We start from the raw sequence: 16,813 nt of genomic DNA on the forward strand, positions 1-16,813 counted from the left end.
CCACGCGCCGTCCCGGCCGCCTAAGATGGCCCCACCACGACTTCACGGCTCCCTCATGACCCTTCCTCTGCAGATCGCCGAAACCCGCCTCCTGCTGCCCGCCGGGCTCGACGCCGGCGGCCTGGAGCGCAGCTTCGGCGCCTTGCTCGGTCCGGGCGTCGATTTCGGCGATCTCTACTTCCAGCACGCACGCCGCGAGAGCTGGAGCGTCGAGGACGGCATCGTCAAGGACGGCTCGCATTCGATCGAACAGGGCGTCGGCGTGCGCGCGATCAGCGGCGAGAAGACCGGCTTCGCCTATTCCGACGAGATCAACGGCGAGGCGCTGCTGGCGGCCTCTCGCTCGGCGCGCGCGATCGCCCGCGAGGGCAACGCGCATGCGGCCCGCGCCCTGGTCCGCGGCGGCGGACGTTCGCTGTATCCCAGCGAAGACCCGATCGATTCGGTCGCCAACGAGACCAAGGTCGAAGCGCTGCGCCGGCTCGACAAGCTGCTGCGCGCCGCCGACCCGCGGGTCAAGCAGGTCATCGTCAGCCTCAGCGGCGGCGTCGACACCATCCTGGTGGCGCGCAGCGACGGCGTGCTGGCCGGCGACGTGCGCCCGCTGGTGCGGCTCAACGTGCAGATCATCGTCGAGCACAACGGCCGCCGCGAAAGCGGCTATGCCGGCGGCGGCGGCCGCTACAGCTACGCCGAACTGCTCGGCGGCGACCGCCCCGAGCGTCTGGCGCGCGAGGCGCTGCGCCAGGCGCTGGTGAATCTGGACGCGATCGACGCGCCGGCCGGGGTGATGCCGGTGGTGCTCGGCTCGGGCTGGCCCGGCGTGCTGCTGCACGAAGCGGTCGGCCACGGCCTGGAAGGCGATTTCAACCGCAAGGGCACCTCGACCTACGCCGGCCGCATGGGCCAGCGGGTCGCCGCCAAGGGCGTGACCATCGTCGACGACGGCACCCTGGAAGGCCGCCGCGGCTCGCTCAACATCGACGACGAGGGCACGCCGACCCACTGCACCCCCCTGATCGAGGACGGCGTGCTGGTCGGCTACATGCAGGACACCCTCAACGCGCGCCTGATGGGCATGGCGCCGACCGGCAACGGCCGCCGCGAGTCCTTCGCCCATCTGCCGATGCCGCGCATGACCAACACCTACATGCTCGCGGGCAGCCACGACCCGGAAGAGATGATCCGCTCGGTCAAGAAGGGCCTGTACGCGGTCAATTTCGGCGGCGGCCAGGTCGACATCACCAGCGGCAAGTACGTGTTCTCGGCCACCGAGGCGTATCTGATTGAAGACGGCAAGATCACCGCGCCGGTCAAGGGCGCGACCTTGATCGGCAACGGCCCAGAGACCATGCAGCGGGTCCGCATGATCGGCCACGACCTGGCCCTGGACGAGGGCGTGGGCGTGTGCGGCAAGGACGGACAGAGCGTGCCGGTCGGCGTCGGCCAGCCCTCGCTGTTGATCGACCAGCTGACCGTCGGCGGTACCCAATCGTGAGCGGCGCCGCGCTGCGGCGGGCGCCGCCGCTCAGCGCGCCGGGTCGAGCGCGCGCAGATCGCGCAGCGGCCGGCGCGGCGTGCCGTAGCGGCGCTTTATCGTCCGCGCCCGCAGCGCCAACCGCTTGAGTTCGTTCCTGTCCGCCGCCGGATGCTCCAGCGCGAAGGCGTCGCCGGCCGCGATGCCTTCGGCGACGAAGCGGGTGCGCCGGGTTTCGACGCGCAGCAAGGCATCGTCGATGACCGCGGCGCTGGCCCGTGGCGCGGTTCAGTCCTGCTCGGGCAGCGCGTCGTCGGCGTCGTCGCCGGCCTCGCGCGCACCCAGGATCGCATCGCGCAGCTCGCGGTACAGCTCGCGGAAAGCGTGCGGCGGCTTGTTGCGCTTGCGTTCGTCCAAGGTGTTGCGGACCAGTTGGCGCAGGCGCTGGCGATCGGCCTGCGGGTACTCATCCAGCAGTTCGGCCAACGCGGCGTCGCCGCCTTCGAGCAGGCGTTCGCGCCAGTTCTCGACCCGGTGCATGGCCGCGACTTCGCGCCGCGCCGCCTCGCCGTTCTCGTCGAGCGCGTCGCGCAGCGCCTCCAGCACTTCGTCGTCCTCGCGCCGCATCTGCTTGGCCAGATACGCCAGCTGGCGCTTGTGGGCGATGTGGGCGGTGATGCGCTTGCACTCGCGAATGTGCGGCAACAGCGATTCAGGCACCGGCAGCTTGGCCAGCTGGGCCTCGCTCAGCGACACCAGTTTTTCGCCCAGGGCCAGCACTTCCAGCGCCTCGCGCCGGTTCTGGCTGCGGCTGGGGCTGAAGAATTCGCCGGTGTCTTCGTCTCTGCCGCGCATCGCAAAACCTCTCTCTAACCTGCAAACTGAACAAGAATCGGCGGCGCCCGCGGCGCCGCACAGCGTAAGGATAAGACATTGAACGCAGTCGCCCTGAGTTCCGCCGCTCCGGCCCATACCTTCGCCGACCCCGAAGCGCGCCTGGACGCGCTCGCCGACCTGTCCCAGCGCCTGCTGGCGGCGGCCCGGGCGCGCGGCGCCAGCCAGGCCGAGGTCTCCTGCTCGGAGGAGACCGGCCTGAACGTGAACGTGCGCATGGGCGAGGTCGAGACGGTCGAGGCCACCCGCGACCGCGGCATCGCCGTGACCGTCTACTTCGGCCAGCGCAAGGGCAGCGCCAGCACCGCCGACCTGCGCGACGAGAGCCTGGAGGCCACGGTCGAGCAGGCCTGCGCGATCGCCCGCTACACCGAGGACGACAGCGCCGCCGGCTTGGCCGACGCCGCGCTGATGGCCACCGATCTGCGCGAATTCGACACCTGGCATCCGTGGCTGATCGACGCGGACCGCGCGGTCGAGCTGGCCCTGGCCTGCGAAGCGGCCGGGCGCGCCGCCGATGCCCGGATCGAGAATTCCGACGGCGCTTCCATCGGCACCGGCGCCAGCCTCGGCGTCTACGCCAATTCGCACGGCTTCGTCGGCCGCGAGCGCAGCACCCAACACAGTCTGGGCTGCGCGCTGATCGCCGGCCGCGGCGATGGCATGCAGCGCGACGGCTGGTACAGCTCGGCGCTGGCCGCCGAAGACCTGGAATCGGCCGCCAGCGTCGGCCGCCGCGCCGGCGAACGCACCGTCGCCCGGCTTGCGCCGCGGCAGATCCCGACCGGCGAATACCCGGTGCTGTACGCGGCCGAAAGCGCGCGCTCGCTGATCGGCCATCTGCTCGGCGCGGTCAGCGGCGGCGCCCTGTACCGGCGCGCCAGTTTCCTGGTCGACAGCGTCGGCAGCGCGTTGTTCCCGTCCTGGTTTCAGCTCGACGAACAGCCGTTCCTGCCGCGCGGCTTCCGCTCCACCGCGTTCGACGCCGAAGGCGTGGCCACGCGCGAATCCTCGCTGGTCCGCGCCGGCGTGCTGCAGCGCTACGTGCTCGGCAGCTATTCGGCGCGCAAGCTCGGCCTGCAGACCACCGCCAACGCCGGCGGCGTGCACAACCTGCAGGTCGCCGCCAACGCCGGCGATTTCGACTCGCTGCTGCGCGACATGGGCCGTGGCTTGTTGGTCACCGAACTGATGGGGCAGGGCGTCAATGCGGTCACCGGCGATTACTCGCGCGGCGCCGCCGGTTTCTGGGTCGAGAACGGCGAAATCCAGTACCCGGTCGACGGCATCACCATCGCCGGCAATCTGCGCAACATGTTCGCGGCGATCGAAGCGGTCGGCAGCGACGTCGACTATCGCTCGCATGTGCGCACCGGCTCGATCCTGGTCGGACGCATGACGGTCGCCGGCGAATCGGCCGAAGACTGAGAACCGCTAAGCGCTATCGCACTGCGGATCGGGCGCGGCCCCGATCCGGTCAACCTAGGCTCAGCTGAGGCGTTCATCCTGGGAGTCCACTTCCGGGAGGCCGCATGAGCGCAAGCAAGGCGACGGCCGCGAATCGTTTCGGGCTCGGCGCGAGGCCGGGCGAACTCGAGCGCAGCGGCGACGGCCGCGAGATCCTGCTCGCCCAACTCGCGCGCTCGCCGGCGCACAGCGAGTTCCAGGGGCTGCCCAGCAGCGCGGCGACGATGCTGCTCGAACACAAGCAACTGGCCGCCTCGCGCGAGGCGCGGGCGCAGCGCAAATCCGCCGCGGGCGCGATGTCGGCCGATGCGGCGCCGGCGATGGCCGCGCAGGCGGCGGGCGCCGAGCCGGCCGCGGACAGCGGCCGCGACGGTCCCGCCGACCGGCGTTCGGCGGCCTTGCGGCGCGAACTGCGCGAACAACAGTCGCGCGAGTACGCCGCGCGTTTCAGCCACGCCGCGCATACCGACGCGCCGTTCGTCGAACGCCTGGTGCAGTTCTGGTCGAACCATTTCGCGGTTTCCGTCGACAAGGGCGACACCCGCCTGTACGCGGCGTCGATGGAGCGCGAGGCGATACGGCCGCACGTGCTCGGCCGCTTCCAGGACATGCTGCTGGCGGTGGAAACCCATCCGGCGATGCTGCGTTACCTGGACAACGCGATCTCGATCGGCGACGACTCGGCCGTCGCGCAACGCGCCGCACAGCTGCGTCGCGAGCGCCGCGGCCTCAACGAAAACCTGGCGCGCGAAATCCTCGAACTGCACACCCTCGGCGTCGACGGCGGCTACCGCCAGGACGACGTGATCGAGCTGGCGCGCGCGATCACCGGTTGGAGCGCGCTCAATTCCAACGAGGCCCAGGACTACGGCGATCGCGCGCCGGACAGCGGTTTCGTGTTCCGCGCCCGCACCCACGAGCCCGGTGCGCGGCGCGTGCTCGGCCGCGACTACGCCGAAGGCGGGGTCGAGCAGGGACGCGCGGTGCTCGCCGATCTGGCCCGGCATCCTTCGACCGCGCACCATCTGAGCTTCAAACTCGCCCGCCATTTCGTCGCCGACCAGCCGCCCAAGGCCCTGGTCGAGCGCATGGCCCAGGCCTATCTGCGCGAAGCGGGCGATCTGCGCGCGATGTACCGGGCGATGGTCGAAAGCGAGGCGGCCTGGAGCGCGGACGCGTGCAAGTTCAAGACCCCGAACGACTTCGTGATCTCGGCGCTGCGCGCAGGCGAGCTGACGGTCGATGCGCGCGCCCTGACCGGCCTGCTTTCGCGCCTGGGCCAACCGGTGTTCACGCCGCGTTCGCCGGCCGGCTTCGCCGACACCGCGGCCGATTGGAGCAGCCCGGACGGATTGTGGAAGCGCATCCAGGCCGCGCAGATGTTGGCCGCGCGCGTCGACGGCCGCGGCGCCGCACCGTATCCGCGCGCGCTGGCGGTGCTCGGCGAATCGGCGGTGCAGGGCGATTTCGCGATCGGCCTGCGCCGCGCCGGTTCGGCCAGCGAAGGCCACGCGCTGCTGTTCGCCAGTCCTGCGTTCCAGTGGAGGGCATGAAATGGATCCGCAACGCCGAGGCCTGCTCGCCGCATTCGGCGCGAGCGCGCTGCTGACCTTGTTCCCGGCGGCGGCCGGCGCCGCCGCCGACACGCGTCTGCTGCTGGTGCTGTTGCGCGGCGGTCTGGACGGCCTGCATTGGCTGCCGCCCTACGCCGATCCTGCCTATGCGCGCCTGCGCGCCGCCGCTGCGGTGGAGGAGCCGATCCGTATCGACGGCCTGTTCGGGCTGCACCCGGCGATGACCCGCACTGCGGCGATGTACCGCGCCGGACAGGCGCTGCCGGTAGTGGCGATCGCGCCGCCGTACCGGGCGCGTTCGCATTTCGACGCCCAAGACTGCCTGGAGAACGGCACCGCGCGTCCGGGCGGCGCGCGCGACGGTTGGCTCGGCCGCTGCGTCGGCGCGTTGCCGGCCGGCGAATCCGGGCTCGCGGTCGCGGCGGTGATGCCGTTGGCGCTGCGCGGCAACGCGCGCGCGAGCAACTGGTGGCCGCCGTTGCCCAAGGCGGTCGATCCGCAACTGCTGCAACTGCTGCGTCCGCTGTATGCGGCCGATCCGCGGCTGGACGAGACCTTCGAGCGCTCGACCCGGTTCGCCGAGCAGGCGCGGGCGGGGGCGGGCGTGTTCGATCTGGCCGAGGCCATGCGCGTGGCCGGCGAGCGCATGGGCGTCGACGGCGGGCCGCGGATCGGCTTCGTCGAGGACAGCGGCTGGGACAGCCACCGCAATCAGGCGCCGCAATTGGCGCGCAAGCTGGCCGAACTCGATCGCGGCCTGGCCGCCGCGCGCGACGGCTTCGGCGCGGCCTGGTCGCGCACCGTGGTCGCGGTGGTGACCGAGTTCGGCCGCACCGCCCAGATCAACGGCACCGGCGGCACCGACCACGGCACCGGCGCGATGGCCTTGCTGTGCGGCGGCGCGGTGCGCGGCGGGCGCATCGCCGGCGACTGGCCCGGGCTGGGCCCGAATCAACTCAACGAAGGCCGCGACCTGCGCACCACCACCGATCTGCGCGCGCTGTTCAAGGCGCTGGCCGGCGAGCATCTGGGCGTGCCGGAGCGGGTGCTCGAAACCGGCCTGTTTCCCGACAGCCGCGCGATCGCGCCGCTGTCCGGCTGGCGTGCGACCTGAGTCGCAACGCGCGCGTGCGTCGGGCCCGGCGAGGGCCCGATGGCCGGATCGCAGGCCGGGCTACGTTGCACGGCGCGGCCGCGGCCGCAAGCGGTCGCGTGCTTATTCTGTGACACAGAAAGGTTTATGATGCCGGCGAGGGCGACAATGTCCGCCGTGGACCTTGTCGTCTACCGTCAACGCGGCTGTCAAAAGCACGGCCAACACACGACCATCAAAACGTAGGGGAAGCGTAATGAACGAAATCAGTCAGGACGAGAAGACTTGGGGCATGCTGGCTCATCTGAGCACGTTGGTCGGTTTGATCATTCCCTTCGGCTCGGTCCTCGGCCCTCTGGTGGTCTGGCTGATCAAGAAGGACACCATGCCTTTCGTCGCCGAGCAGGGCAAGGAAGCGCTCAACTTCAATATCACCGTGCTGATCGCCTTCATCGTCAGCGCGGTCCTGACCATCGTGCTGATCGGCTTCCTGCTGATGCTGGTCGTCGGCCTGGCCTGGCTGGTGCTGACCATCCTCGCCGCGCTGGCCGCCAACAAGGGCGAGTCCTACCGCTATCCGATGACGCTGCGCCTGGTCAACTGATCGCGCGCGACATCGTTGCGAGGCACGACGAAGGCGGACTCCGGTCCGCCTTCGTTTTTTCATGTCGTTCTTGCGCAGGTGCATGCATCCGCAGGCATGCGGCGCGTGCCTGCGGCGATCGGTCAGGAGAGAAACGCAGCGCGGCCGCGACGCCGCGCGCGGCGCCGCTTCAGCGGTCGCGTTCGATCGCCAGGCGGCCGAGCGCGCGCAAGGCCTGTGCGCGTTCGCCGAACGACGCCAATGCCTGGTCCATGACCGCGGCCAGTTCGTCCAGGCGCGCGCGCGAGGCGTCCAGGCCGATCAGCGCCGGGAAGGTGGACTTGTCCTGAGCCGCGTCCTTGCCGGCGGTCTTGCCCAGGGTCTGGCTGTCGCCTTCGACATCCAGGATGTCGTCGCGGACCTGGAAGGCGAGGCCGAGCGCCTGCGCGTAGCGGTCCAGCGCGGCCAACGCGTCGCTGTCGGCGCCGCCGCACAGCGCGCCCATCCGCACCGCGGCGCGGATCAGCGCCCCGGTCTTGAGCGCATGCAGGCGCTCCAGCGCCGCCAGGCTGAGGCGTTCGCCGCGGCCGGTGGCGTCGATGTCCAGCGCCTGGCCGCCGCACATGCCGGCGACGCCGGCCGCTTCGGCCAGGCTGCGCAACAGCGCGACCCGCACGTCGGCCGCGGCCGGCGCGTCGGCCAGCACGGCGAAGGCCAGCGATTGCAGCGCGTCGCCGGCCAGGATCGCGGTGGCCTCGTCGAAGGCCACATGCACGGTCGGCTGGCCGCGGCGCAAGGCATCGTCGTCCATCGCCGGCAGGTCGTCGTGGACCAGCGAATAGGCGTGGACCAGTTCGACCGCGCAAGCCGGCGCGTCCAGGGTCTCGGGCGCGGCATCGAACAGCGCGCCGCTGGCGTAGACCAGCAGCGGCCGCATGCGCTTGCCGCCGAGCAGCACGGCATGGCGCATCGCCCGGTGCAGGCGTTGCGGTTCGGCCTCGGCATCGGGCAAGGCGCGGGCCAGGGCGGCGTCGGCGCGCCCGCGCCAGGCGCTCAGGCGGTCCTCGCCCGGACGGGCGTCAGGCATCGATATCGCTGCCCGGCGGGCCGGCGTTGCCGAACGGTTCGGCGCCGGCCGGGTCCTGCGGGTCGCTCAGCAGGCGCACGCGCAGTTCCGCCTGTTCCAGCGCGGTCTGGCAGCGCCGGTACAGGCCGACGCCGCGTTCGTAGGCGGCGAGCGATTCTTCCAGGCTCATTTCGCCGTGTTCCATCTTCTCGACCAGTTGCTCGAGCGCGTCGAGCGACTGTTCGAAATCGGCCACCGGCGAGGCTTCGTTGGCGGGTTTGCGAGGCATGGGAGAAGTGTGCGGCCGCTCCTGGACCGGGTCAATGCGGCGCAGGCGCGCGCCGTTGCGGCGACGGCTCAGTTTTGCCAGATCAGGCGTGCGCCGCGTTCGCGCAGCCAGCCGTCCAGCCGCGCCGAGTACAGCAGGTCGCCAGCGGCCAGCAGCTCGCCGTCCGCAGCACTCAGCAGCGGCAGCCGGCGCCGTTCCCAGGGGGGCACGCCGAGGTCCTGCAGCGCGTGTTTGAGCGTGTGGCCGTGGGTCCGCCCGGGCAGGACGATGCGTTCGCCGCCGCGGCGCGCATGCGCGCGCAAGGGCGCCGGGAACGCGTCGGCGCCGAGCAGTCGCCATTGCCCGCCGCCGGGCAGGGCGAGGCCGGCGCGGCCGTCCCAGACCGTGCTCCAGTCGGCCGGCAGGGGCGGGCGTTGCGGCTGTGCATGCAACAGGTCGCGCCAAGCGCGAACCACCGCGCCGTGCCAGGCGAATTCGGCCTCGGCGTCGGCACGCGCGTGGAGCAATTCGTCCTCGATCCGGGCCGCGCCGGCGGCCGGTAGCGGCGGCAGGCCCAGTGCGGCGATCCAGCGCCGCAGCACCCGTGCGCGTCGCGCCGGCGGCAAGGCGCGCAAGGCGCGGCGCGACAGCGCCTGCGGATCCAGGCTGCGCGCCCCGGCCAGCGCCAGCGCGTCGCCTTCGTCGAGCAACTGCGCGGCCTCCTCCTGCAACCGCGCCGACAGGGCGAGCGCGGCATCGGCCTGCGGCCAGCGTTCGCGCAGCAACGGCAGCACGCCCAGGCGCAGGAAATTGCGATCGAAGGCCGGGTCGGCGTTGCTGGGGTCGTCGATCCACTCCAGCCCCTGCGCCTGCGCATAGGCCAGCAATTGCGCGCGCGACAGCGACAGCAGCGGCCGCCACAGCGTGCCGCGGCCGCAATCGCGGCGCTCGCGCATCGCCGCCAGTCCGTCCGGGCCGGAGCCGCGCAGCAGGCGCAGCAGCAGGGTCTCGGCCTGATCGTCGCGATGGTGGGCCAGGACCAGGGTCTCGCCGGCGCCCAGGCCGGCGGCGAACGCGGCATGGCGCGCGCGCCGCGCCGCGGCCTCCGGGCCGTCGCCGTGGCCGGCTTCAACCGATACCCGCGAAACGGTCAATTCCAGGCCGAGCCCGGCGCAGATTCGCGCGCAATGCGCCGCCCAGGCGTCGGCCTGAGGATGTAGGCCGTGGTGCACATGCCAGGCCCGCAGGCCCTGCGCGCGCGCCTGCGGCGAAGCCGCCAACGCGTGCAGCAGCGCGCCGGAATCCAGGCCGCCGCTGTAGCCCACGCACAGCGGCGTCGCCGGCAGTTCGCGCAGGGCGGAGGCGATCGCATCGGCGGGCGAGAAGGGCATGCGTTCATGGTGCCACGGCGACGGGACGCAGCAACCCATCGGTGATGCTGCGCGCGAAGTCGGGGTTCGTTACCGTTTTTCCCATCATCCACTCCAGGAAAACCGCCGTGTCCCGGCTTTTCGCTCCGCTCACGCAACGGTCGCTGACCTTGCGCAACCGCCTGGTGGTCTCGCCGATGTGCCAGTACTCGGCCGTCGACGGGTTGCCGAACAACTGGCATCTGGTCCATCTCGGCAGCCGCGCGGTCGGCGGCGCCGGGCTGATCCTGAGCGAAGCCAGCGCGGTCTCCGCGGAGGGGCGCATTTCGCCGGCCGACACCGGCTTGTGGAATGCCGCCCAGGCCGAGGCCTGGCACCGGATCAACTGCTTCCTGCGCTCGCGCGGCACCGCGGTCGGCGTCCAGCTCGGCCACGCCGGGCGCAAGGCCAGCGTCGAAGCGCCCTGGCTGGGCGGCAAGCCGGTCGCGCCGGCCGACGGCGGCTGGCGGCCGGTGGCGCCGTCGGCGCTGCCGTTCCGCAGCGAGTCGCCGGTACCGCGCGAGTTGTCGCCGATCGAGATCCGCACCGTGGTCGACGACTTCGCCGCCGCCGCGCAGCGCGCGCTCGACGCCTGTTTCCAACTGGTCGAGATCCACGCCGCGCACGGCTATCTGCTGCACCAGTTCCTGTCGCCGCTGTCGAACCGGCGCGACGACCGCTACGGCGGCGACTTCGACAACCGCACCCGACTGTTGCGCGAAGTGCTGGCCGCGGTGCGCGAAGTGTGGCCGGAGCGGCTGCCGCTGTGGCTGCGCATCTCCGCGACCGACTGGGCCGACGGCGGCTGGGACATCGAGCAGAGCGTGGCCCTGGCGCGCGAGGTCAAGGAGCTGGGCGTCGACCTGATCGACGTGTCCAGCGGCGGCCTGGTGCCGACCGCGCGGATTCCGGTCGAGCCCGGCTATCAGGTGCCGTTCGCCGCGCGCATCCGTCGCGAGGCCGGCATCGCCACCGGCGCGGTCGGTCTCATCACCGAGGCCGCGCAGGCCGAGCGGATCGTCGCCGACGGCGAGGCCGACGTGGTGTTGCTGGCGCGCGAGTTGCTGCGCGATCCGTATTTCCCGCAGCGCGCCGCGCGCGAGCTGGGCGCGAACCTGCAGATACCGGAGCAGTATCAGCGCGCTTGGGGCTGAGTGTCGGGCGCACGATCGGCGTGCGCAGCGAACCGATCACCGGATACGACGGCTTTCGTTGAGCGCTCTGGTGCGTGGGCCATCGGGGCCCGGTTATGGGCGTCGCGTGGTGGTGCAAGCGCCGATGCGCATGCGCGCGGGCGGAGATTGCTCGGCGGTATTTGCCGGAATCAGCCCGGCGCGGCCGAGCAGGAACGCATAGCGTCGGCGAAACCGCTCGGGGTGGCAGGCCGGGTCGAAGTAAGACGCGCCGTGCGGCAGCACCAGCAAGGCGATCTGTTCGGCGGCGTTCAGTCGCTCCGGCGGCAGGCCGTAGTAATGCGCGGCGGCGGCGACGATGCCGTTGAGCGGGCGCCGCCCCGCATCCAGGCCGAAATGGCTGCGCTCGAGCAGATAGTCGATCAGCTGCTCGCCGCTGCGTTCGCGGCTGAGCGCGATGCCCAGCGACAATTCCGCCTGATGCCGGCGCAAGGTCGGACCCGTCGGGGGCTCGAGTTGTACGTGCATCGCACGCGCAGCCTGGGTCAGGATCTGGATTGCCGCCGACGGTTGCCCGCGCGCCGGATTGGCAACGGCGAGTGCGCGCGCCGCCTTCCACGCCACCCGCGGCGCGCTCAGCCGCGGCAACCGGATCTCGCCCTGGCCGCCATGCGCGCGCCAGTACAGTCGGCGCAGTTCGGCCGGATACGCGCGCTGCGCTCGCGGCAGCTCGGCCGGAACCCCGGCCAGCCCCAGCCAGTAGAAGCCGTAGCTCAGCGCGACCGCCAGGCAGAACAGCGCCAACGGCAATGCGGCCGCATAGCAGAACGCCCGCAGCAACCGGCTGCGGGCGTCGTCGCGTCGCGATCGGGTCCGGACGTCCATGTCCGCGTCGTCGCCGCGTTACGCGGCTTCGTAGGCGCCGTAGCTGCGCAAGCGCTCGTAGCGGCGTTGCAGCAGCTGCTCGGTCGGCACGCTTTCCAGCGCGTCGAGTTCGTTCAACAGCACGGCCTTCAGGCGGGTCGCCATCTGCTTGGGATTGCGGTGCGCGCCGCCGATCGGTTCGCGCACGATCTTGTCGACCAGGCCGAGGTCGTGCAGGCGCTTGGCGGTCAGGCCGAGCTGCTCGGCCGCGTCCTTGGCCTTTTCGGCGGTCTTCCACAGGATCGAGGCGCAGCCTTCCGGGGTGATCACCGAGTAGGTGCTGTATTCCAGCATCAGGGTGCGGTCGCCGACGCCGATCGCCAGCGCGCCGCCCGAGCCGCCTTCGCCGATCACGGTGCAGATCACCGGAATCTTGAGTTCGGCCATCTCCATCAGATTGCGCGCGATCGCCTCGGACTGGCCGCGCTCTTCGGCGTCGATGCCCGGCCAGGCGCCGGCGGTGTCGATGAAGGTCAACAGCGGCAGGCGGAAACGCTCGGCCAGCTTCATCAGCCGCAGCGCCTTGCGGTAGCCCTCCGGGCGCGGCATGCCGAAATTGCGCTTGATCTTGCTCTTGGTGTCGCGGCCTTTCTGATGGCCGATGACCACCACGCTGCGGCCGGCGATGCGGGCCAGTCCGCCGACGATGGCCTTGTCGTCGGCGAAGGCGCGGTCGCCGGCCAGTTCCTGGAACTCGTCGCACATCACCCGCAGGTAATCCAGGGTGTAGGGGCGGGCGGGATGGCGGGCCAGCTGGGAAATCTGCCACGACGAGAGGTCGCGGAAGATCTGCGCCGTGCGCAGGCGCAGCTTGTCCTGCAGGGCGTGGATTTCGGCATCGATGTCGACGGCCGGGCCGCTGCTGGCGTGGCGCAGTTCCTGGATCTTGGCTTCCAGGTCGGCGATGGGCTGCTCGAAGTCGAGGTAGTTCGGATTCATTCGGGGGCCGTGGGCCTGGGACGAGGCACAGTCTAGCCTAGGGGGGCGGACCGTACCGAGGGGCATGGGGAGCGGCGGGGACCGAGTCAAGAGGAACGGGGCATCGGTGGCACTTCCCGGGCGTGAGCGAGGCCACGGTTCCGGGCTTGGCAGCGGTGCAAAGGAACGGGGAACGAGCGGGGGTGCGGCTCGCTCGTTCCCGTGTCCGCGCATGCGCCGCTAGCTTTGCGCCCAGGGCTTGTTCAAGCTCAGCTTGACCGCGCGAACGCCGGGCTGGGCGCGCAGGACCCCGGCCAGCTCGGCGTCGATGCGCACCGATTGCGGGCCGTTCAGATCGAGCATGCCGGCCGCGCCCTGACGCAGCAGGTCCAGGCGGATCGGCGTGTTGCCGGGCCGTTGCTTGGCCAACAGCGCGTCGACCCGTTGCCAGGCGCCGGGCACGCGCAGGTCGACCCGCAGCGACAGGCGTTGGGCGTAGCGCGCGCAGACCTGGTTGTAGTCCCAGCAGCGCGCCGCGCGCAGGGCGAAGCCGCCGCTGAAGGAGTCTTCGCGCAGGCCGCCCTGGATCACCAGCAGGCGGTCGCGCGCCAGCATCGAGGCGAACTCGCTGTAGGTTTCGGAGAAGAACGCGCACTCCAGGCGGCCGCGGCCGTCCTCGATCTGCACGAACATCTGGCTGTCGCCCTTCTTGCGCAGGCCGACCACCTGGCCGGCGATGATGACTTCCAGCTCCGGGCGCCAGCCGCCGCGCGCGCTTTCCGGGCGGCCTTCCCAGATTTTTTCCAGCTCGCCCAGGTCGTTGCCGACCAGGCCGCGCAACTCTTCCCGATACGGGTCGAAGGGGTGGCCGCTGAGGTAGTGGCCGAGGGTTTCGCGTTCGCCGTGCAGGATCTGCGCCAGCGGCCATTCCTCGGTTTCCGGCAAGTCCAGGTGCAGCGCCGGCGCGGCGGCCTCGAAGCCGCCGAACAGCGACACCTGGCCGGCGGCGCGCTCCTTGGCCAACTGATCGGTGGCCTTGAGCACTTCCGGCAACTGCAGCAGCAGGCTCGCCCGGTTCTTGCCCAGGCCGTCGAGCGCGCCGGCGTGGGTCAGCGCTTCCAGCGCGCGGCGGTTGAGCTTGCCGCTGTCGACGCGCTTGCAGAAATCCAGCAGGTCGACGAACGGGCCTGCGCGGCGCGCCTCGACGATGGCTTCGCACACGCCGCGGCCGACGCCCTTCACCGCGCCGATGCCGTAGCGGATCGTATCGGCGTCGATCGCCTCGAACATGTAGTCCGATTCGTTGACGTGCGGCGGCAGCACGGTGATGCCCATCACCCGCGCTTCGTCGAGGAAGTTCACCACCTTGTCGGTGTTGTCCATGTCCGACGAGCAGGTCGCGGCCATGAACTCGGCGCCGTAGTGGCGCTTGAGCCAACCGGTCTGGTAGGCGACCAGGGCGTAGGCAGCCGAGTGCGACTTGTTGAAGCCGTACTCGGCGAACTTCTCCATCAAGTCGAAGATCGGCGTCGCCTGGCTGGCGGGAATGCCGCGTTCGGCGCAGCCGGTTTCGAACTTGGCGCGCTCCTTCGCCATCTCCTCCGGCTTCTTCTTGCCCATCGCGCGGCGCAGCATGTCGGCGCCGCCGAGGGTGTAGCCGGCCAGGACCTGGGCGATCTGCATCACCTGTTCCTGGTAGACGATGACGCCGTAGGTCGGCGCCAGCACCGGCTCCAGCGACTCGTGCGGATAGGTGACTTCGGCGTTGCCGTGCTTGCGGTCGACCCAGTCCTTGTCCATCCCCGAACCCAGCGGGCCCGGACGGAACAAGGCGGCGAGCGCGATGATGTCTTCGAAGGTGTCGGGCTTGGCGCGCTTGAGCAGCTCGCGCATGCCGCGCGATTCGAACTGGAACACCGCGACGGTGTCGCCGCGCGCGAACAGCTCGTAGGTTTCCTTGTCGGTCAGCTCCAGCGCGTTGACGTCGAGCGGTTCCTTGCCTTCCTTGGCGCGGCGCTTGTTGATCGCGCGCACCGCCCAATCGATGATCGTCAGCGTACGCAGGCCAAGGAAGTCGAACTTGACCAGGCCGACGGCTTCGACGTCGTCCTTGTCGAACTGGGTCACCGGGCTCTTGCCGCGGCCTTCGCCGTCGTGTTCGGCGAACAGCGGGCAGAAGTCCGACAGCGGGCTGGGCGCGATCACCACGCCGCCGGCGTGCTTGCCGGCGTTGCGGGTCAGGTCCTCCAGGCTGCGCGCCAGATCCATCAGGTCGCGCACGTCGTCTTCGCTGCGGTAGCGCTGGATCAGGTCGGCGGAGGCCAACTCCGGGTTCTTGCGCGCCGCCTCGGATTCGCCCAGCGCGTCGTCCAGCGAGATGCCCAGGGTGTTGGGGATCAGCTTGGCGATGCCGTCGACGAAACCGTAGGGATGGCCGAGCACGCGGCCGGTGTCGCGCACCACCGCCTTCGCGGCCATCGTGCCGTAGGTGATGATCTGCGAGACGCGGTCGCGGCCGTACTTGCGGGCGACGTAGTCGATCACTTCGTCGCGCCGGTCCATGCAGAAGTCGATGTCGAAGTCGGGCATCGACACGCGTTCGGGATTGAGGAAGCGCTCGAACAGCAGGTCGTAGGGCAGCGGGTCCAGGTCGGTGATGCCCAGCGCCCAGGCGACCAGCGAGCCGGCGCCGGAACCGCGGCCCGGGCCGACCGGGATCTCGTGGTCCTTGGCCCAGTTGATGAAGTCCGCAACGATCAGGAAGTAGCCGGGGAAGCCCATCTTGATGATGACGTCCAGCTCGACTTCCAGGCGCTGATCGTACTCCTCGCGGGTCTTGCCCGGGGCCAGCGGATGCTTCTCCAGGCGCTTGGCCAGGCCTTCGCGCGATTGCGAACGCAGCCAGGATTCGATGGTGTGCTCGCTGGGCACCGGGAACGCCGGCAGGGCGTATTCGCCGAGCTTGAGTTCGACGTTGCAGCGCGTCGCCAGGGCCAGCGCGTTGTCGATCGCGTCGGGCACATCGGCGAACAGCTCGGCCATTTCCTCGCTGGACTTGAGGTACTGCTCTTCGCTGTAGTCGCGCGGACGCTTGGGGTCGTCGAGCACGCGGCCGGAGGCGATGCATACCCGCGCCTCGTGCGCGTCGAAGCCGTCGGCGTCGAGAAAGCGGGCGTCGTTGCTGGCCACCACCGGCAGGCCGCGCTTGCCGGCGGCGTGCAAGGCGAAGGCGTTGAAGGCTTCTTCGCCGTCGCGGCGGGTGCGGGTCAGTTCCAGGTGCAGGCGGTCGCCGAACACGCCCTGCCAGTCGACCAGCCAGGCATGGGCGAGTTCATGGCGGTTGCTCGCCGCCAGGCGTCCGGCCAGGCTGGCCCGGCCGGCGATCGCGAACAGGCCCTGATTGTCCTCGCGCAGCCATTCGGGACGCAGCACCACGCCTTCGGTGCGGTGGCCTTCCATCCAGGCGCGGGTGAGCAGGCGCGACAGCGTCAGGTAGCCGCCGCGGTCGCGGCACAGCAGGGTCAGGCGCGAAGCGGCCTCGTTGCCGTCGGCCAAATGCACATCGGCGCCGATGATCGGCTTGACCCCGGCGCCTTCGCAGGCCTTGTAGAACTTGACCGCGGCGAACAGGTTGTCGAGATCGGTCAGGGCGACCGCGGGCTGGCCGTGAGCGACGCAGCGCTTGACCAGATCGCCGATGCGGATCGTGGAGTCGGCCAGCGAGTACTCGCTGTGCAAGTGAAGATGAACGAATGGAGCGGACATGCGTACCGGTTCTGCGGCCGTGCCGTGATGATGCCAAGCCGGGGGACGGCAGCGGTTGCGTGCCGGATTGCAGGGTATCAGCCCGGCGGCTAGGGGCAAGCCTTGACAGGGGAAGAATCGGGCCGCGGCGGGCTCCGGCGCGGAATCTCACCATGCGGCGAAAACGTTCGCCACGGCGACGGCGGAGCCTGTCGGTGCGCCGGCGAAGCCGGCCGTTGCGGGCGCCCGCGATCACGGACGCC

14 protein-coding genes are annotated in these 16,813 nt (G+C 70.7%); 6 read left to right on the top strand and 8 right to left on the bottom strand.

Features of this window, described 5'->3' with window-relative positions:
* Positions 1-55 precede the first annotated feature (55 nt).
* Positions 56-1,498, top strand: a complete 1,443-nt coding sequence (gene tldD / locus TX83_RS14975) for a metalloprotease TldD (protein ID WP_064748770.1) — start codon at positions 56-58, stop codon at positions 1,496-1,498.
* A gap of 30 nt (positions 1,499-1,528) precedes the next feature.
* On the opposite strand, the gene TX83_RS14980 is transcribed toward tldD, so the two are convergent.
* Complete coding sequence (locus TX83_RS14980; protein ID WP_064748771.1) at positions 1,529-1,726, bottom strand: hypothetical protein; 198 nt, start codon at positions 1,724-1,726, stop codon at positions 1,529-1,531.
* A 39-nt stretch (positions 1,727-1,765) separates the two neighbouring features.
* Positions 1,766-2,332 carry a ribosome biogenesis factor YjgA gene (gene yjgA, locus TX83_RS14985; protein ID WP_064748772.1) on the bottom strand — a complete coding sequence of 189 codons (567 nt, stop codon included), beginning with the start codon at positions 2,330-2,332 and terminating at the stop codon, positions 1,766-1,768.
* A 78-nt stretch (positions 2,333-2,410) separates the two neighbouring features.
* Between yjgA and pmbA the strand changes: the two genes are divergently transcribed.
* The 4 genes from pmbA (at position 2,411) to TX83_RS15005 (ending at position 7,109) form a co-directional block, all read left to right on the top strand.
* Complete coding sequence (gene pmbA, locus TX83_RS14990) at positions 2,411-3,799, top strand: metalloprotease PmbA (protein ID WP_064748773.1); 1,389 nt, start codon at positions 2,411-2,413, stop codon at positions 3,797-3,799.
* Between the two features lie 104 nt (positions 3,800-3,903).
* On the top strand, positions 3,904-5,391 hold the full coding sequence (locus tag TX83_RS14995) for a DUF1800 domain-containing protein (protein ID WP_064748774.1): 1,488 nt from the start codon (positions 3,904-3,906) through the stop codon (positions 5,389-5,391).
* A gap of 1 nt (position 5,392) precedes the next feature.
* Positions 5,393-6,526, top strand: coding sequence for a DUF1501 domain-containing protein (locus tag TX83_RS15000; protein ID WP_064748775.1), 1,134 nt, complete (start codon positions 5,393-5,395; stop codon positions 6,524-6,526).
* Between the two features lie 235 nt (positions 6,527-6,761).
* The gene (locus tag TX83_RS15005; protein ID WP_064748776.1) at positions 6,762-7,109 is read left to right on the top strand and encodes a DUF4870 domain-containing protein; all 348 of its coding nucleotides are present in this window, start codon (positions 6,762-6,764) and stop codon (positions 7,107-7,109) included.
* 169 nt (positions 7,110-7,278) lie between these two features.
* On the opposite strand, the gene ispA is transcribed toward TX83_RS15005, so the two are convergent.
* The 3 genes from ispA to tilS all read right to left on the bottom strand — a co-directional run bounded on the left by ispA (position 7,279) and on the right by tilS (position 9,813).
* On the bottom strand, positions 7,279-8,175 hold the full coding sequence (ispA, locus tag TX83_RS15010; RefSeq protein WP_064748777.1) for a (2E,6E)-farnesyl diphosphate synthase: 897 nt from the start codon (positions 8,173-8,175) through the stop codon (positions 7,279-7,281).
* Positions 8,168-8,443, bottom strand: coding sequence for an exodeoxyribonuclease VII small subunit (locus TX83_RS15015; RefSeq protein ID WP_064748778.1), 276 nt, complete (start codon positions 8,441-8,443; stop codon positions 8,168-8,170). The genes ispA and TX83_RS15015 overlap by 8 nt, the downstream gene beginning before the upstream one ends.
* A gap of 68 nt (positions 8,444-8,511) precedes the next feature.
* Positions 8,512-9,813: a tRNA lysidine(34) synthetase TilS gene (gene tilS / locus TX83_RS15020; RefSeq protein WP_064748779.1), complete on the bottom strand. Its 1,302-nt coding sequence runs from the start codon at positions 9,811-9,813 to the stop codon at positions 8,512-8,514.
* Between the two features lie 44 nt (positions 9,814-9,857).
* Here tilS and TX83_RS15025 point away from each other — a divergent pair, with 44 nt between their 5' ends.
* Positions 9,858-10,985 (top strand): NADH:flavin oxidoreductase/NADH oxidase, encoded by a 1,128-nt coding sequence (locus TX83_RS15025; RefSeq protein WP_079248248.1) that lies wholly within the window; start codon positions 9,858-9,860, stop codon positions 10,983-10,985.
* A 93-nt stretch (positions 10,986-11,078) separates the two neighbouring features.
* Here TX83_RS15025 and TX83_RS15030 read toward each other — a convergent pair whose 3' ends face one another.
* The 3 genes from TX83_RS15030 to dnaE form a co-directional block, all read right to left on the bottom strand.
* Positions 11,079-11,849 (bottom strand): transglycosylase domain-containing protein, encoded by a 771-nt coding sequence (locus tag TX83_RS15030; RefSeq protein WP_064748781.1) that lies wholly within the window; start codon positions 11,847-11,849, stop codon positions 11,079-11,081.
* An 18-nt stretch (positions 11,850-11,867) separates the two neighbouring features.
* Entirely contained in the window at positions 11,868-12,827 is a 960-nt protein-coding gene (locus TX83_RS15035; protein ID WP_064748782.1) for an acetyl-CoA carboxylase carboxyltransferase subunit alpha, read from the bottom strand.
* A gap of 219 nt (positions 12,828-13,046) precedes the next feature.
* The gene (gene dnaE, locus TX83_RS15040) at positions 13,047-16,571 is read right to left on the bottom strand and encodes a DNA polymerase III subunit alpha (RefSeq protein WP_064748783.1); all 3,525 of its coding nucleotides are present in this window, start codon (positions 16,569-16,571) and stop codon (positions 13,047-13,049) included.
* Positions 16,572-16,813: the final 242 nt, after the last annotated feature.

This window comes from Lysobacter antibioticus HS124, assembly GCF_000336385.2.
GTDB lineage: Bacteria > Pseudomonadota > Gammaproteobacteria > Xanthomonadales > Xanthomonadaceae > Lysobacter > Lysobacter firmicutimachus.

What these genes read in the sequence shown, in the direction of transcription:
- TX83_RS14995 (WP_064748774.1), top strand. Translation starts at nt 3,904, where the DNA reads ATGAGCGCAAGCAAGGCGACGGCCGCGAATCGTTTCGGGCTCGGCGCG.
- tldD (WP_064748770.1), top strand. Translation starts at nt 56, where the DNA reads ATGACCCTTCCTCTGCAGATCGCCGAAACCCGCCTCCTGCTGCCCGCC.
- TX83_RS15030 (WP_064748781.1), bottom strand. Translation starts at nt 11,849, where the DNA reads ATGGACGTCCGGACCCGATCGCGACGCGACGACGCCCGCAGCCGGTTG.
- yjgA (WP_064748772.1), bottom strand. Translation starts at nt 2,332, where the DNA reads ATGCGCGGCAGAGACGAAGACACCGGCGAATTCTTCAGCCCCAGCCGC.
- dnaE (WP_064748783.1), bottom strand. Translation starts at nt 16,571, where the DNA reads ATGTCCGCTCCATTCGTTCATCTTCACTTGCACAGCGAGTACTCGCTG.
- TX83_RS15005 (WP_064748776.1), top strand. Translation starts at nt 6,762, where the DNA reads ATGAACGAAATCAGTCAGGACGAGAAGACTTGGGGCATGCTGGCTCAT.
- tilS (WP_064748779.1), bottom strand. Translation starts at nt 9,813, where the DNA reads ATGCCCTTCTCGCCCGCCGATGCGATCGCCTCCGCCCTGCGCGAACTG.
- TX83_RS15035 (WP_064748782.1), bottom strand. Translation starts at nt 12,827, where the DNA reads ATGAATCCGAACTACCTCGACTTCGAGCAGCCCATCGCCGACCTGGAA.
- TX83_RS15025 (WP_079248248.1), top strand. Translation starts at nt 9,858, where the DNA reads ATGCTGCGCGCGAAGTCGGGGTTCGTTACCGTTTTTCCCATCATCCAC.
- TX83_RS15000 (WP_064748775.1), top strand. Translation starts at nt 5,393, where the DNA reads ATGGATCCGCAACGCCGAGGCCTGCTCGCCGCATTCGGCGCGAGCGCG.
- TX83_RS15015 (WP_064748778.1), bottom strand. Translation starts at nt 8,443, where the DNA reads ATGCCTCGCAAACCCGCCAACGAAGCCTCGCCGGTGGCCGATTTCGAA.
- ispA (WP_064748777.1), bottom strand. Translation starts at nt 8,175, where the DNA reads ATGCCTGACGCCCGTCCGGGCGAGGACCGCCTGAGCGCCTGGCGCGGG.